The organism is Williamsia maris (assembly GCF_024171815.1).
Taxonomy (GTDB): Bacteria; Actinomycetota; Actinomycetes; order Mycobacteriales; family Mycobacteriaceae; genus Williamsia_A; species Williamsia_A maris.
Map to the genome: position 1 here is coordinate 166166 of NZ_JAMTCJ010000002.1, position 14483 is coordinate 180648.

General features: G+C 64.7%; 15 protein-coding genes. 10 read left to right on the forward strand and 5 right to left on the reverse strand.

Annotation, left to right across the window (positions count from 1 at the left end; translation table 11 throughout):
• The first annotated feature begins 346 nt into the window (after positions 1–346).
• Positions 347–1822, forward strand: coding sequence for a hypothetical protein (locus LX13_RS07675; protein ID WP_253660756.1), 1476 nt, complete (start codon positions 347–349; stop codon positions 1820–1822).
• Between the two features lie 13 nt (positions 1823–1835).
• Positions 1836–2312, forward strand: a complete 477-nt coding sequence (locus LX13_RS07680) for a hypothetical protein (protein WP_253660757.1) — start codon at positions 1836–1838, stop codon at positions 2310–2312.
• A 399-nt stretch (positions 2313–2711) separates the two neighbouring features.
• On the opposite strand, the gene LX13_RS07685 is transcribed toward LX13_RS07680, so the two are convergent.
• Complete coding sequence (locus LX13_RS07685) at positions 2712–3200, reverse strand: MarR family winged helix-turn-helix transcriptional regulator (protein ID WP_253660758.1); 489 nt, start codon at positions 3198–3200, stop codon at positions 2712–2714.
• 70 nt (positions 3201–3270) lie between these two features.
• Here LX13_RS07685 and LX13_RS07690 point away from each other — a divergent pair, with 70 nt between their 5' ends.
• Positions 3271–3810, forward strand: a complete 540-nt coding sequence (locus tag LX13_RS07690) for a DUF6790 family protein (RefSeq protein ID WP_253660759.1) — start codon at positions 3271–3273, stop codon at positions 3808–3810.
• Between the two features lie 22 nt (positions 3811–3832).
• The gene (locus tag LX13_RS07695; RefSeq protein WP_253660760.1) at positions 3833–4549 is read left to right on the forward strand and encodes a TMEM175 family protein; all 717 of its coding nucleotides are present in this window, start codon (positions 3833–3835) and stop codon (positions 4547–4549) included.
• Positions 4550–4681: 132 nt separating this feature from the next.
• On the opposite strand, the gene LX13_RS07700 is transcribed toward LX13_RS07695, so the two are convergent.
• From LX13_RS07700 to LX13_RS07715, 4 genes are all read right to left on the reverse strand, one after another.
• Positions 4682–5098, reverse strand: a complete 417-nt coding sequence (locus LX13_RS07700; RefSeq protein ID WP_253660761.1) for a hypothetical protein — start codon at positions 5096–5098, stop codon at positions 4682–4684.
• Positions 5099–5204: 106 nt separating this feature from the next.
• On the reverse strand, positions 5205–6401 hold the full coding sequence (locus tag LX13_RS07705; RefSeq protein ID WP_253660762.1) for a zinc-binding dehydrogenase: 1197 nt from the start codon (positions 6399–6401) through the stop codon (positions 5205–5207).
• Positions 6292–6912 carry a chymotrypsin family serine protease gene (locus LX13_RS07710; protein ID WP_253660763.1) on the reverse strand — a complete coding sequence of 207 codons (621 nt, stop codon included), beginning with the start codon at positions 6910–6912 and terminating at the stop codon, positions 6292–6294. Before LX13_RS07710 ends, LX13_RS07705 begins: the two co-directional genes overlap by 110 nt.
• A gap of 484 nt (positions 6913–7396) precedes the next feature.
• Complete coding sequence (locus LX13_RS07715; RefSeq protein ID WP_253660764.1) at positions 7397–8023, reverse strand: TetR/AcrR family transcriptional regulator; 627 nt, start codon at positions 8021–8023, stop codon at positions 7397–7399.
• Positions 8024–8991: 968 nt separating this feature from the next.
• Between LX13_RS07715 and LX13_RS07720 the strand changes: the two genes are divergently transcribed.
• From LX13_RS07720 to LX13_RS07745, 6 genes are all read left to right on the forward strand, one after another.
• Positions 8992–9567 carry an MspA family porin gene (locus tag LX13_RS07720; protein ID WP_253660765.1) on the forward strand — a complete coding sequence of 192 codons (576 nt, stop codon included), beginning with the start codon at positions 8992–8994 and terminating at the stop codon, positions 9565–9567.
• Positions 9568–9583: 16 nt separating this feature from the next.
• Positions 9584–9898, forward strand: coding sequence for a hypothetical protein (locus LX13_RS07725; protein ID WP_253660766.1), 315 nt, complete (start codon positions 9584–9586; stop codon positions 9896–9898).
• A gap of 539 nt (positions 9899–10437) precedes the next feature.
• Positions 10438–11094, forward strand: a complete 657-nt coding sequence (locus LX13_RS07730; protein ID WP_253660767.1) for a hypothetical protein — start codon at positions 10438–10440, stop codon at positions 11092–11094.
• Complete coding sequence (locus LX13_RS07735) at positions 11094–11702, forward strand: hypothetical protein (RefSeq protein ID WP_253660768.1); 609 nt, start codon at positions 11094–11096, stop codon at positions 11700–11702. Before LX13_RS07730 ends, LX13_RS07735 begins: the two co-directional genes overlap by 1 nt.
• Before the next feature lie 88 nt (positions 11703–11790).
• On the forward strand, positions 11791–12786 hold the full coding sequence (gene whiA, locus LX13_RS07740; protein ID WP_253661781.1) for a DNA-binding protein WhiA: 996 nt from the start codon (positions 11791–11793) through the stop codon (positions 12784–12786).
• Between the two features lie 112 nt (positions 12787–12898).
• Entirely contained in the window at positions 12899–14476 is a 1578-nt protein-coding gene (locus tag LX13_RS07745; protein ID WP_253660769.1) for a carboxyl transferase domain-containing protein, read from the forward strand.
• The last annotated feature ends 7 nt before the right edge of the window (positions 14477–14483 follow it).

A 14483-nucleotide genomic window follows, 5' to 3' on the forward strand; every position in this document is an offset into this window, starting at 1 on the left:
CAATCCGGGCGGGCAGTCCAGTGGCGGCCCGCAAGTCGGTATCGACGCCGGCCCCGGACCCGGAACGGGCAACGGAACACCCATCGTCCCCGTCCCGGGTGCACCCACCGACACCTCGCCCGGCGCCACCCGAGCACCTGCGGCCACACCCACAGCACCCCAAATCCCTGCCGGCCCGGCACAGCCAGGGCAACAGACCGCACCGCAGGCCACCCAACCGCCACCCTCCACATCCGCTCGGCCGCCGGCACCGACCACCACCCCGGCACCAGTAGGAACGAGCGCGCCTACCCAGAAGGCGTCGATCCCAACCCCTGTCGGCAACAGCTCGGATCAGACCACCCAGATGTTGTGGCTCCTCGGTGGTGCCGCCGCGATCGTGGCCGGCGCCACCAGCACCCGCTCCGGTGGGCTCGGCCGCTACCGTGCTGCAGCCACCGCCAACGGCTACCCCACCATCACCTCCGCACTGCGAACGTGGCTGCCCGGCGGCGGATCCGAACGCGCCCGGATCGGCAACTCGCAGTACGTGTTGATCAACGACCCCACCAGCCCGAAAAGCTACGTCTTCCACGAAGACGTGCCGCCCGGCGGACACATATCGGTCAACCCCGACGGCACCGCCACCATCTACGACCGCAACGGCCAGCCAGTCGGCACCATCGCCAAACCCTGGGCCTACGACAGCCTCGGCCGCCCACAAAAAACCTGGTACACCGTCGACAACAACGGCAACCTCGTCCAACACATCGACCCCAACCCCGACGCCTTCTACCCCATCCTCGCCGACCCCACCGAACCACCCGACTTACCCATCGGAATGATGTCGGGCTCAAACGCGACACTGTCCGACGTCACCGGATCGGGCACCGCCACCGCGACCCCGCCACCCCCAGTCGAACAATCATCGATAGCAGACAGTCCCGGTATTGCGCAGTTGCCGACACTCTCGGAACCAGCCGATCCGCCGGAGGCGTCGTCGTTGCCTCCGGTCGAGGACTCGTCGATAGCAGACAGTCCCGGTATTGCGCAGTTGCCGACACTCTCGGAACCAGCTGATCCGCCTGATTCTTCGAATCTGCCGCCGGTCGATCCCAGCACATCGAACGATCCTGCTATCGAGGCTCTGCCAGTCCTGTCCGGCACCGGTCCCGCCGGATCACGACCCGAAACCATCGCTAGCAACGGGCTGATTTGGACCCAAGTCGCCCCAGACCCCGCCATATTCCCAGACGGGCTCCCCCAGGGACAAAGCTTGTGGACCACAACAGTCAATAATCAAACAATCACGGTGCAGACCCTGCAAAACCCTGACGGCACCTTCACTGTCATCAGCAACGGCACCGCAAACACCTACAACCACAACGGCGATCTAATCAAAAGCTTCACCCCCGACCCTGGACAAGCAATCGCAGGCAAGGACATCAGCATCGCCGCAGCAACACTCGTAGGAGGTCTCCGAGGACGCGCATTTGCACGCGCGCTCAGCACTTTCGCTGACGTCCTCCCTAAATCTAAAGCACCATTATTGCCAAAGCCTGAAATGAACTTCACCAACCCGTCCATGGAAGTAAACGGCAACCCATCCGAGGGGATCAGTGAAGAAACTGTAACCAAACTAACTCAAGCACTAGGTAAATCTCTCCCGAAACTTGGGGAACAAGCTTCAAATATTACGAAAGCAATAGAGGGCACGCCCTCTACCCCCTCTTTGCCTCCACCCGCAGACGCGCTAGCACCGGATCCGGTAACGTCCCTGACGATGACAACCGGGTTCGCCATTAACGCGCTGATAAAGTCACTCCGATACCTTCTCCGATAACGAGGCAGCAGACATGAACATCAACGGCATTGGCCATGCGGTCCCCAAAACTTATGAGGAGATAGGCACTTTAGTAGCCCGGTCGCGGTCCCAGGATACCGCAGCGCTTATTGCTGGTGATGTCATTTCAGTTCTTGCGAAAGCCGTAGAACCTATGACTACCCAAGAGTCAGAGGACTTCATAAGCGAGCTCGGCTTACTTAGCATTCTAGTTGCGCGCGAATCATTACTCATGGCCGAAGGTCGCAAAGGAATAGGTATGGAAAGTAACCTAGTGGACTTCGCTTCCATTGCCTCCGGACTTACGGAGAGTCAAGTTTACGCCACACTGGCAAGACTAAAGAAGGCCACAACGGAAGTCATGGAGTTCGGAACTCCTTCCTTGATAGCAATATTAACAGTACCGTTTTTTTTAGGGAACGCGCATAGCGCAATCGCTTCTCTAGAAGAGAAAGCTACCCGACATGGATTATCCTCCGACGCGCCCTAAAAGATGACGTTGCCATGCGGGCAGCAGTATGGCAACGAACGAATTAACTCAGCAGCAACTCGACGCCGAGATCAGTAAGGTTGTCGATGCCATAAGCACCGCCCAAGCCAACGGCGACCCCCACCACACAGGTCAGGCCTAGGTGACGCCATCACCAGAGACAGCTAAATCGAAGAAACCTAGCAGTCATTGGCTGGCGCTAACCGCTATAGCAATTACACTTGGGGCTTCAGCAGCGTTGATTCAACTCAAAATAAACAACTCAATAGTTCGTCAATGCTACGACAGCCTTAGCCCAAAGAGGTGCTTACGAAGCACATGCAGCAGAACGCGGTTCGCGAATCGAGCGTGGAGGGGCGCACTGTAAGGCGTGCCACCACTGCAGGCAGACGTTCCGCCTCAAAGGTTCACGGAACCGTCCGGCTTCATCGGGATGTCGCGGGTCGAGGCCGGAGTCCGGGTGAGCGACGCCAGTAGGTCGGCCAACCGCTTCGAATCAGCCACGTAGTCCTCATAGGGGAAGCCTTCTCGTACGAGCCAGTCACGCAGTTCGGTTTCCATGGCAGCACCGGAGGCATGAAAGGTCTGCAGGCCGGCGTGAGTTGCCGACGCGAGCCGGCGACCGGCGTGGGTCTCGTCGATGACGGTTTCCACGAATCCGGCTTCTCGAAGAGTCCGTAGCGCACGGGATGTCGCAGCCTCAGAGAGGCCGAGAGCATCGGCCAATTGACGCTGCGTCATCCTCGGCGCCTCCTCGAGGGTCCCGATGATGCGGGTCTGCGTGTATGTGAGCTGCGGCGAGCTGGACTCTGACGCGATGCGACCACGGGCTATCTCTCCAAAGGTCGCGACCACACGGTGAAGCAGGTCTGCAAGGCCGTCATCCACATCTGCAGCCTACAGGACAGTCTTGCGCGCGCAACCTTGCGTATGCAAGGGTCGGAATATGTCCACGTCGATGTTCGTCACGCAAACCTCCGTTCCCGCCGTCTGGGTGCTCGCAGCCATCATCGGAGCAACCGTCCACTCGGCCCGCACCACGTCACTGCCGCGGCTGGAGATCTGGCAGCGCTGGTGGGCGGTGGTGGCGCTCGGCTGCGGGAGCGCGTGGATGACCATCTCGTTTCTGCTCGCGCCCGAGATGATGACCACTGCAATCGGTTTCGCACACACGCCGTTCGTGACCGAGATCGCCTTCGCGAACCTGGGACTCGCAGTCGCGGGGTTCCGAGCCATTCATGCTGGTCCACGCGAGCGTGTCACCACCGGCCTGACCGCCGGCATGTTCCTGTGGGGGGCGGTGCTCGGCCACGTCTATCAGTCCATCGCTCACGGGAACTTCTCACCCGGCAACACAGGTGGCGTGCTCGTCTACGACGTGGCCATCCCCGCCGTGATGATCATCCTCGCGGTTCGCAGTCGCCGAACGGACGCCGGCGTGCGCACTGCTCCGACTGAGGCGACAGCGCGGTCGACATCCTCGAACGCTCTCCGCTGATGGGCGAGGAAAGGATTTCGTGATGACCCGAATGATGCGGTCGACCACCCAGGAGTCGTGCACACCGCGAGGGCTGGATCGACTCGTGAACCTCTCCGACGCCACCGTTGCGATTGCGATCACGCTGCTACTGCTGCCCCTGGTCGACACCGTGTCCGACGCGCGACCCGATCACGTGTGGCAGTTGCTCGACGAGCACCGCGGCACCGTGATCGCGTTCTTCGTGAGCTTCGCCGTCATCGCCCGAATGTGGACGATGCATCACCGCTTGTTCGAACGAGTGAACGCCTGGTCCCCGGCCCTCATGCGGGTCAACCTGTTCTGGATCGCGAGCATCGTCTTTCTCCCAGTTGTGTCGAACATGCTCGCCGCCGCGGCGCAGAGCTCACCCGCAAACGCTCTGTACGTCGGCACTGTCGCCGTCGCCAGCCTCACCTTTGCGCTCATGGAGGCACTCGTCGTCCGCGATCGGTCTCTCCGCATCGACGATGATCGAAGCGACTTTCACCCGGCGAACAGTTGGCTCACCTTCGCGGCCCTGCTCGTCGCTCTCGTGGCGACGATCGTCCTACCGGAGTCCGGCGTGTGGTGGCTACTGCTGCTCGTACCCGCCGGGTGGGGATCCGATCTCCTGCAACGGCGGACCGAACACACCACCGACATCACGCCGGGTGCGAGGCTCTCCGCTCGGCGCCGACTTCGACCAATCCGCCTAGTACCCGGACGATCTCGTCGATGACCGTGGAGCCGTTGTACGGGGCCAACAGCGCTTCGTGGATGTCGGCGTCAGTCGGTCGAGGATCGTCGTCATCCGAAGCCGAACAGTGGTATTCATCCGAAGCGTCGCCACCGGCGGGGACGCGTTGGTCGGTCACCACAGTTGTTGGACCCACAGCGGGTGATCAGGGATGCTGGGGGTGTAGCCCAGCGCCACGCGCCCGCCGGGATGCGCCGCCGCTTCGGCGACGAGTTGTTGCCCGGTGACGTTGTTCCACGCACGGCCCTTGTCGGGGCGGTAGTACCAGCGATCGGAATAGCGCGAGTCGGACTCGAGGGTCACGCCCCAGTGATCGTTGCCCAGAACGGCGTTGATGAGGTGTCCGGCACCGACTTGCGCGGCGGCCACCGTTTCGGCGTGGTTCAAGACCACGACCGAAGTGCGGGAATGATTCACCGTGTAGACCTGTGCCGCGGTGGCCGGGGCGCCACCACCCATGACCGTTCCGGCTGCTGCCGCGGCGGCGACCATCGCACCGACGGCGATCCTGCTGATGCGTGATTGTCTCATTGCAGTTCTCCTGTACCAGGGTATGTCGGTGAGATACCGACCAGATTGATGTGCAGTGGTGCCGCCGTGACGGGCGCGCACCGTCGCTGGGCGCGTGGTGCCTGAGTCAGGAACTCAGCAGCACCTTCCCGATCCGTCCGGGCTCGAGGCTGGCAGCGACAGCGGCGTCGAAGTCGTCCAGGCCATGGACACCGGCGACAGGAAGGGTCAGCGTGCCGTCGATCGCGCGTCCGATGAGCTCACCGAACAGAGTCCTCTTGATCTCGCGCGGCATCTCGCGGCTGACGACATTTCCCCAGAAGCCCTTGACCACAGCCTGTTTGAAGATCACGTCACCGGAGGAGATCTCGAGTGTCGGCGAGGCCATCGCCCCGAACACGACGAGCGTGCCGTTGACCGCGAGTTGAGACAGCAGATCCCCGGCCGCTCGACCCCCCACCGATTCGATTCCCACGCGAATCGGGTTGTCACCGGCGATGTCGGCAACTTGCTGACGCCAGTCACTCGCGTCGGTCGTGACGATGTTGTCGATGCCCTGCTGCCGAAGCTCGTCGACGCCGGCGGCGCGGCGGACCAGACCGATGACGTTCAGGCCGCGCGCTGCACCGAGCTGGGCGATCATCCTTCCGACAGCGCCGTTCGCGGCGTTCTGGATGATCCAGTCCCCCTCGGCCAGGTCGAGTGAATGCAGGAGGCCGATCGCGGAGAACGGCATCGACACGAGTTGGGCCGCGACCTCGTCCGGCAGTTCATCCGGCACCGCGATGACATCCGATGCGCGCGCCACGAAGTACTCTGCCCACACCCCGAAGGCACTGCCGCTCACCACCCGCTGGCCGATCGCGAGGCGGTCGACGCCGTCACCGAGCGCGTCGATGAGGCCGACCGCCTCGGTTCCAGCTTGTGCTGGGAGGTCAGGGGTCACCCCGTAGTCTCCTCGCGCGGTCCACAGATCGTGATTGTGGATGGGCGACAGAAGCATTCGAACGCGTACCTGTCCAGGACCGGGCTCTGGTAGGGGGCGCTCCTCCGTCGTGAGGACAACAGCGGGATCGCCGAACTCGTGCTGGACGAGCGCACGCATGGACGCGTCGCCGTGGTCAACGTCCTGGGCAACGCTCATCGTCGTATCCTTCGATGTGGTGCTGTGGTGACAGCCGGGATCTGTGCACGCGCAGACGTCGTCACGGGTGCTATCGCAGACGGGGCGGCAGCAGGGACAGCGGTGCGAATGCGGTGTCATCCCGATCGGTGCCGGACGACAAGATGCCAACGATTCGTCCTCCCGAGCGGATTCCGGCACCGCTGTCACCGGAGACCGACCGCAAACGGCTGTCCACTGTCACCGTCGTGTGGGCCTCGAGAAACGGCGGCCGCAGGACGAACCCGCGAGCGACGCGCTTGCGGAAGGCCGGATCGGTGACGTAGCCGGTCGTGAATCCGCTTGTGGCACCGTTTTTCGACACCGGTTGGCCACGGTCGAACCGGGATGCGTAGTCAACTGCATCGACCCGGCCGTGGACTCCCCGGGCCAGACTGATCACCGCGAGGTCGGCCTGCCGCGACAGCAGGTTCGCCGTGATACTGCCGATGCGTACGCCGTTACGGTCGTACACCGACTTGCCGACCTCACCACAATGACCCGCGGTCACCGCCTTGCTCGGCGTGATCACCGCACCCAGAGTGCATACCGCGGTGGTGAACACGGTGTCGTCGATGTCGATCTCGATACCTGACCGCACCTGTGGGGTCGCGGCCGCGGCGTTCCCCGATCCCGTCACCACGACGACCACGGCCGCCGCCACCGTTGTCATCACGTATACGCATCGACGCAGCACAGCAACCTCATTCCGTTCACGGGACGCAGCATCTCGAGCGATGACTGCTCAGCTGAACGGTGACTGTACCCGGACCCGGTCCTCGGCCGCCACTCAGAGTGAAACGTTGTCATTTATGATGTTCAGGATCGGGACGGCCGACCGCGAGGCGATGGGCTCGGCTCGGACGGCGTCGTCGATCCTCGAGGGGTGGCGCGGTGCAGGCCAAAGACTTACGGCGCTGCACCGCGTCGCTTTCATCACGGTCGCACAGAGGGGTTGTCGTCACGACACCTGGACGGCGAACCCGCCTCCCGCAATCTGAAACACATGCGTTTACACCACTCGTGATCTTTGCTAAGGTTCAGAGGTCGATCGCCCTGACCGACGATCGCCGGCCCCGGGGTGGGGCAGACCCCCTCTCACGGACACCCACCCCGGGACCGGGATGACACTGCCCGGCAGAGGTTTTGAGGGCTCGTTATCCGAGCAGTCCATCCCACAGCAGCGCGTCGACTTGATCCAGCAGCTTGTCAAGCGCCGCCGAAGAAGGTTGCGCCTTGATGAAAGCTGATGCCAGGGCGTTGATTGCACCGACCAACGCGATCCATGCGAGCGTGTAGTCACGTCGGGGCAGGTCACCGTTTGCCATCGCCGCCTCGGCGAAGCCGTTCAGCCCGTCGAGCCACTGCTGACGCTGGCGGTCTCGCTTCTCCTCGAACTCGTCACTGACCCCGACCACAGAGGTGACCACGAGGTGTGTGACGCGCGGATCGGCGGTAAGGGCATCGACGTATGCACGCACCGCGGTGCGGAGACTGCCGGCAAAGCCTTCCGAGCCCGCCGCAAAGCTCGACAGGACCGCCTTCTGAACCCGCGCGTTTGCCTCGTCGTACAGCGTGGACAGGACGGCTTCTTTGTCGACGAAGCACTGGTAGAACTGGCGGGTCGAGAGTCCCGCCTCCCGACAGATGTCGACGACCGTGCTCGAGCTGTACCCGCGTCGGCTGAAAACGTCCAGAGCCGAATCGAGGAATCGCCGACGGCGCTCGTCACCCCTCTCGGCTACAGGTCGCCCCGCATACTGGCGCGATTTGTCGGGGGACACCGCCCGATTCTAGCCGTCAGGAGGCGTGCGACGATCTCACACGCACTCGACCCGATGTTGTGACTCGGACCAGCATGATCGCGCAGTTACAGTATGGGCGTCCAGTTTCGGCGCCATCGACGGACTCGCGTCATGTCCCCGACGATCCCGGCCCTCGCTTCGCGTCACGGGCGATCTGGTTCGGCCGGGTGCGACCATCACTCTCGACGCGACCACCGATGCGCGTACCGCCGGAGGCCTTGTTCGGTCTCCGCCGAAATCTCCGAATCACGTGCCCCGTCGGAGTCGAGTGCGTCGAGGAGTCTGTCGGCGAACGCCTCAGGCGGCAGGCCGAAAGACACGAGCGTCTCGAAGCTGTCCGGTCCGCCGTAGGGTAACCACCGCTCGGCCAAACCGATGATCGCCACATTGTCGGGCGCTCGGCGACGCTCCTCGGAACCGATCCCCCGTGAGTCCCTGTCAGGCATATGGTTTCCTTCTCACCCCGCCACGCTCCCCGAGCACGATCCGCGAAGTCGATGCGATTTTGGTAAACGTAATCGTTTCACTATAGAGCGGACCGAGTTGCCCCGCCCACCGAAGTCGAAGCCCACAGTTCTCTGCAGGTTGTCGTCCACGTCACAGGTGAAGTCGGTGCTCGAGCCATGGGAGAACGGGACTCCCGCCGGCACACTGCCGCCGGCCGGGGCTCATTGTGGAACGCGGACAAGTCACAATCTGATTACCAATCGTGCTCACACGCCGCACCTGACGGACGTCACGGCGCCGCTAGCTGCAACGATCCCCGACGGCCGCCGGTTCTTGGATCACTGATCGCACTTTTGCGATTGTCGCCGCCGGATGTCCATGACACTGTTAGCGACCATTAGGGTCGGTAAAAGAGGCAGGAAGTACACGTGGTCACGGTGAGATGCATTGCAGGGCTTACGGGAGTGGTCGTCGCGTGCGGCCTTCTTCCCGTCTCGTCGATGGGCATCGCAGGCGCCTCGCCGGCGAAGTCGACGTTCAGCGACCGCTCCGTGTCACGGACAACCGATGACGGGTGGACCGTCACCGCGTCAAAGGCGCGCGAACGAGTGCGATCGGTTCCGCCGCTCAACCAATCCCCCTGGAGTCGTGAGGGTTTTCTCTCACTCAAGGCGTCCGGCCGGATCAGTGGAACCGGTTCGTCACCGGTATCGGCGGGTACGGTCACCGGTGGATTCCAGGTGGGATGCAACACCGATGTCACCTCGGGCGCCACGGTCGGTATCGCGGGTGGGCCCAACGCCACGCTGAACATCTCATACCCACCGGCGCTCGGGGTCGGAGCGAACCTGCAACCGAGCATCTCCTCGACGCTCAAGCCAGGGACCATCACCGATGTCGCGCTCGGCACCAAACGTCTCACCGCCGCATCCGGTTCGATCACTGTGGACGACGTTCACATCCGCGTCGACGGTTGCCTCGGGCCGGTGACCCTGCGGGCGTACGTCACCGTGGCCGTCTCCACCCCCCTCAATGACGACACCGTCAATGTCTACGGCCTACCGCATCGCCTCTGAACAGGGAGACATTGCCATGACCGCGAGCGACAAGCCGACGTCACGCGTTGTCCCACCTGGTGTGCACGCCGTCGACGAGCCGGTCACAGGCGACGACCGAGACGGTTCGACGTGGACACTCATCGGACGCGCGGCATTGTTCGTGGTCGGTTGCGCCTTGTTGGTGGGCTGCGCGTTCTCCGTCAACCACCTCAGCCAGTGGATGCAGGACTACGGAACCGTTCTGGTCTTTCTCGCATTCTTCCTGGTGATGTCGCTTGCGGGTCGTTGGTTCTGGGTGGGGGCCGACGCCGCCATCGGCTTCGTGCTCCACGGCACCAGCAGAAAATAATGCACGATTGCGGTCCCACCTCTCGACGCTCTCGCGCGGCACTCGCGCACAGGGCGCTTGCCGGCGTGCTCGCATCGATGTTCCTGCTGTGGTTGACGATCGTCGGTTCACCGGCGGCGAATGCCGATGCCCTGTGTGATGCGCTGCGCGCGCAGTACGGTCCCGGATATCCGTGCGTCGGCGTTCCCACGAACACTTTCACCCCACCGTCCGTTCCGACCGCCACCCTGCCCACTCCCGGCAACGACGACACCACCCGACCGACGAGCGGACCTGGCGTCGGTATCGATGTCGGCCCGGGACCGGGTGTCGGGAACGGCACGCCGATCGTGCCGGTCCCTACCGCTCCCGGTCCCGCTCCTGCCCCTGGAGCCGTTCCACAGACCGGCGGCGGAACACCGCCGACCGCCGAGGAGGGACCGACCGGCGTGACACCCGGAGGCTCCAGCCCGTCGGCGCCCGTACGGCCTTCATCGCCGGTGCCGTCGCCGACGCGGGCACCGAACGCGCCACCGGTTCCGCGACAGATCGATTCGGATGTGCCTTCCGGCACCCCGCCGCGACGGGCCCCGGACGGTGATCGCGATCCCGACACGGTCGCATGGTTGATCGTCGCGGTCGCCGCATTCACCGCGGCACATCCTCGCGCCGGCCGGACGATGCGACTGGCCGTCGCGAGCACCGGCGGCCTCGTCGGCCGGTGGAATGCCGGCCGACACCAGCGAACGAATCCGCCCGCGCCTCCAACCCACCCCGACGGTGACCGGGACATCCTCGTCTCCGATCGCAACGACTCGCCCTATCAGCCGATCGCCGACGCGGTCCCGGACGGAGGTCGAGCACTTCAGGGTCCGGATGGGTCGGTGGTGGTCATCGATGCATCAGGCGCGGTTGCGCAAACTTACGGTGCAGTAACGGCATTCGATGCCGCTGGCCGTCCTGTGCCTGTCTACTTCGTCACGGAGGGCGGCGGCGGCGTCGTCCAGGTCGTCGACGTCGACGAGTCGACCGCCTATCCCGTGGTGCTCACACCGTCACCTGCCGGGCCCGGCGATCCGACGGCCCACGTGGCGGGGGCCGTCGCCGAGTTCGCGGCACGCAACCCGTCTGCGCCCGAGAGCAGTGTGCCGACCGGTGGCTCCGCAGACGCCGGTGGCGCCGGCGAAACCTTCGCCTCGAGACTGGCGGTCTTCTGATGACGCATCGTCAGACATTCGACCGTCACGCCCTGCTGGTGACAACCGCTGAGGCAGTGGCATCCAGCGCCGGCGCGGAGCCGCTGGACTTCGGAACCCGCCTCGTCGGGGTCAACTCGCGTGACGAGTTCGCGCTGCCCCCCGGCTGGCATCCGATCGACGACGACATCGCCGGTGCGGACGGAACCGTTTTCCTCGCCGCCAACGCGAACCCCACTGATCGTGGACGTGCCAGCAGCGAGGTGATCACGGGGTACTCGTTCGAGGACATGCCGCCGGACCTGGCCCAGCACCGGCACAACGCGCTCGCCAATCTCGACGCGGTCGCGATAACCGACCGCGTCGTCCCGGCACAGTCGGAGCGCGGAGTCGGCCTGTGGTGGAGCACGCAGGGCTCGTATCAGCGGGACGGATCCTGGTGGAGCGCAATAACATCTGTGGTCGTACTCACCCCCACCGCGCATCGACCGGGCTACTACCTCGAGCACTCCGTGACCAGCACCGATCAGCTCAGGGGTGTGATGCGTCCCGACATACAGTTCCTCGCACAACAATTCGCGATCGCCATCGCCCAGCCACAGTTCAGCGACCACCCGGTCGCGGACTGAAACCGCACCACCGTCAGGAGGGAGTCCGCCCGTGGACGAGGCCACACACCGCCCCCGACTCGCCAAGAACGGCGCAGGCCCGACAGACATGACAGCCGCACTGAAAGACGAGCTCTGCGGTGTACGAACAGCGCACCACAGTGTCCGTGTCGCCGAGGTGTCCACGCTGCTGCGGTTCGCCGGCGAACTGCGCCTCGACGCCGGGACCGTGATCATCGAAGCCGAGGTGGATCGCGGCACGGTGGCAGACCGCCTGCGGAACGAGATCTCGGAACTGTTCGGGTCGCACGGCCAGGTGCGAGCGATGCGCCACGCAACCGAGACCACACCCGGCCGATACGTGGTCAGGTTTGCCCACCACGGTGCGCGGCTGGCCCGCCAATGCGGACTCGTCGATCACGGTGGTCGCCCGACACGGGGACTTCCCGCACGGATCGTCGGCGGCACGACGACCGATTCCGAAGCCATCGTGCGTGGCGCCTTCCTGGCCGCCGGTGACCTGTTCGCCCCGCGCCGATCCACGGCGGCGATCATCTGTCCGAGTTTCGAGTCCTCACTCGCCGTGGCCGGCGCCGCTCGCCGCCTCGACGTCGCCACGAAGACCCCCACACAGGACGCCGACTCGTCGCGCCACCAGGTCCTCGTCCGCGATCCCGCGGCCATATCCACGCTGCTGACCCGCATCGGGGCACCCGAAACCGTGGCGGTGTGGAACAGGCGACGGGCCGAGGGGGAACGCCACCGACTGCTTGCACCACTCACGAACTTCGACAACGCCAATCAACGAAGAGCGCATCAGAGCGCTCTTGTCACCGCAGCCCGCGTCCGGCGGGCGTTCGAGATCCTCGGCGAGGACATACCCGACCATCTCGCCGCCATCGGGCGCCTGCGCATCGACCGACCCGGTGCGACCATCGACGAGCTCGGTCGCTCGTCCGACCCGCCGATCAGCAAGGACACCGCGTCCGGCCGCCTTCGGCGTCTACTCGCGACTGCCGATACCCATGCACTCGCCACCGGGGTTGCCGACACCGCCTCGGCGGTCACCCCAGAAGTCGTGGCTCGGCTCTCTGACACCCCGTGATGGATGTACCGGCGCCCTCGTCCACGGTTCTGGACAGACCGAACCGGACCCCCTACTCTGACGACTAAGTTATTCGCGATTAACTAAGAGCGTTCCCAGGGGGTTCTCCCACATGCCGATCGATCGAGCCCTCAACCGGGCCGAACACGAGCGCCTCGTCGGCGAGTTGTCGGCTCGGACCGTGCAGGCCGCTCTCGGCGGGAGCACGAAGTCCCGCGAGCGGCACGTCGCGCGCGGCAAACTCCTCCCCCGCGACCGCGTCGACACCCTGCTCGATCCCGGCAGCCCCTTCCTCGAGTTGTCGCCGCTCGCCGCAACCGGGCTGTACGACGACGAATGTCCCGGCGCCGGGGTCATCGCCGGCGTCGGTCGGGTGTCCGGGCGCGAATGTGTGATCGTCGCCAACGACGCCACGGTCAAGGGCGGGACCTACTACCCCCTCAGCGTCAAGAAGCACCTGCGGGCGCAGGAGGTGGCGCTGCACAACAACCTCCCGTGTATCTACCTCGTCGACTCCGGCGGAGCATTCCTCCCCCGTCAGGACGAGGTGTTCCCCGACCGCGAGCACTTCGGGCGGATCTTCTTCAACCAGGCGACGATGAGCGCCCGCGGTATCGCACAGATCGCCGCAGTGCTCGGGTCCTGCACCGCGGGCGGCGCCTACGTGCCGGCGATGAGCGACGAGTGCGTCATCGTCCGCAATCAGGGCACGATCTTCCTCGGCGGGCCGCCGCTGGTGAAGGCCGCGACCGGCGAGGTCGTCACCGCTGAGGAACTCGGTGGCGGACAACTGCATTCGACCGTCTCCGGCGTCACCGACCATCTCGCCGACGATGACGCGGACGCCCTGCACCGGGTGCGACGGATCGTCTCCACGCTGGGTCCGCGAACCGCGGTTCCGTGGACGATGACCGAACCGCGTGAGCCGGTCGCCGATCAGCACGAGTTGTACGACGTCGTGCCGACGGATCTGCGCACCCCGTACGACGTGCACGAGGTCATCACCCGGCTCGTCGACGCCGGCGAGTTCGACGAGTTCAAGTCCGGCTACGGCACCACCCTGGTCACCGGATTCGCCCACATTCACGGCCATCCCGTCGGCATCATCGCGAACAACGGGGTCCTGTTCGCCGAATCCGCCCTGAAGGGAGCTCATTTCATCGAGCTCTGCGACAAACGCTCGATCCCGCTGCTGTTCCTGCAGAACATCGCCGGGTTCATGGTGGGCCGCGACTACGAGGCGGGCGGCATCGCCAAACACGGCGCGAAGATGGTCACCGCCGTCGCCTGTGCGCGCGTCCCCAAGCTCACCGTGGTCATCGGCGGCTCCTACGGTGCGGGCAACTATTCGATGTGTGGTCGCGCGTATTCGCCTCGCTTCCTGTGGATGTGGCCCAACGCCCGCATCTCGGTGATGGGTGGTGAACAGGCCGCGTCGGTGCTGTCGACCGTGCGCGGCGACCAGCTGGACTCAGCGGGCAGGCCATGGTCCGACGACGACCAGGAGGCGTTCAAGGCTCCGATCCGTGACCAGTACGAGGCGCAGGGCAACCCGTACTACTCCACTGCGCGACTGTGGGACGACGGGATCATCGACCCCGCCGACACCCGCACGGTCCTCGGACTGGCTCTGGGCGTGTGCGCCAACGCGCCACTCGAACCGGTCTCCTACGGCGTTTTCAGGATGTGACCGAACA

Excerpts from the sequence above, each read along its gene's own strand:
- LX13_RS07675 (WP_253660756.1), top strand. The coding sequence starts at position 347 with ATGTTGTGGCTCCTCGGTGGTGCCGCCGCGATCGTGGCCGGCGCCACC.
- LX13_RS07680 (WP_253660757.1), top strand. The coding sequence starts at position 1,836 with ATGAACATCAACGGCATTGGCCATGCGGTCCCCAAAACTTATGAGGAG.
- LX13_RS07690 (WP_253660759.1), top strand. The coding sequence starts at position 3,271 with ATGTTCGTCACGCAAACCTCCGTTCCCGCCGTCTGGGTGCTCGCAGCC.
- LX13_RS07695 (WP_253660760.1), top strand. The coding sequence starts at position 3,833 with ATGACCCGAATGATGCGGTCGACCACCCAGGAGTCGTGCACACCGCGA.
- LX13_RS07700 (WP_253660761.1), bottom strand. The coding sequence starts at position 5,098 with ATGAGACAATCACGCATCAGCAGGATCGCCGTCGGTGCGATGGTCGCC.
- LX13_RS07710 (WP_253660763.1), bottom strand. The coding sequence starts at position 6,912 with ATGACAACGGTGGCGGCGGCCGTGGTCGTCGTGGTGACGGGATCGGGG.
- LX13_RS07720 (WP_253660765.1), top strand. The coding sequence starts at position 8,992 with ATGGGCATCGCAGGCGCCTCGCCGGCGAAGTCGACGTTCAGCGACCGC.
- LX13_RS07725 (WP_253660766.1), top strand. The coding sequence starts at position 9,584 with ATGACCGCGAGCGACAAGCCGACGTCACGCGTTGTCCCACCTGGTGTG.
- LX13_RS07735 (WP_253660768.1), top strand. The coding sequence starts at position 11,094 with ATGACGCATCGTCAGACATTCGACCGTCACGCCCTGCTGGTGACAACC.
- whiA (WP_253661781.1), top strand. The coding sequence starts at position 11,791 with ATGACAGCCGCACTGAAAGACGAGCTCTGCGGTGTACGAACAGCGCAC.
- LX13_RS07745 (WP_253660769.1), top strand. The coding sequence starts at position 12,899 with ATGCCGATCGATCGAGCCCTCAACCGGGCCGAACACGAGCGCCTCGTC.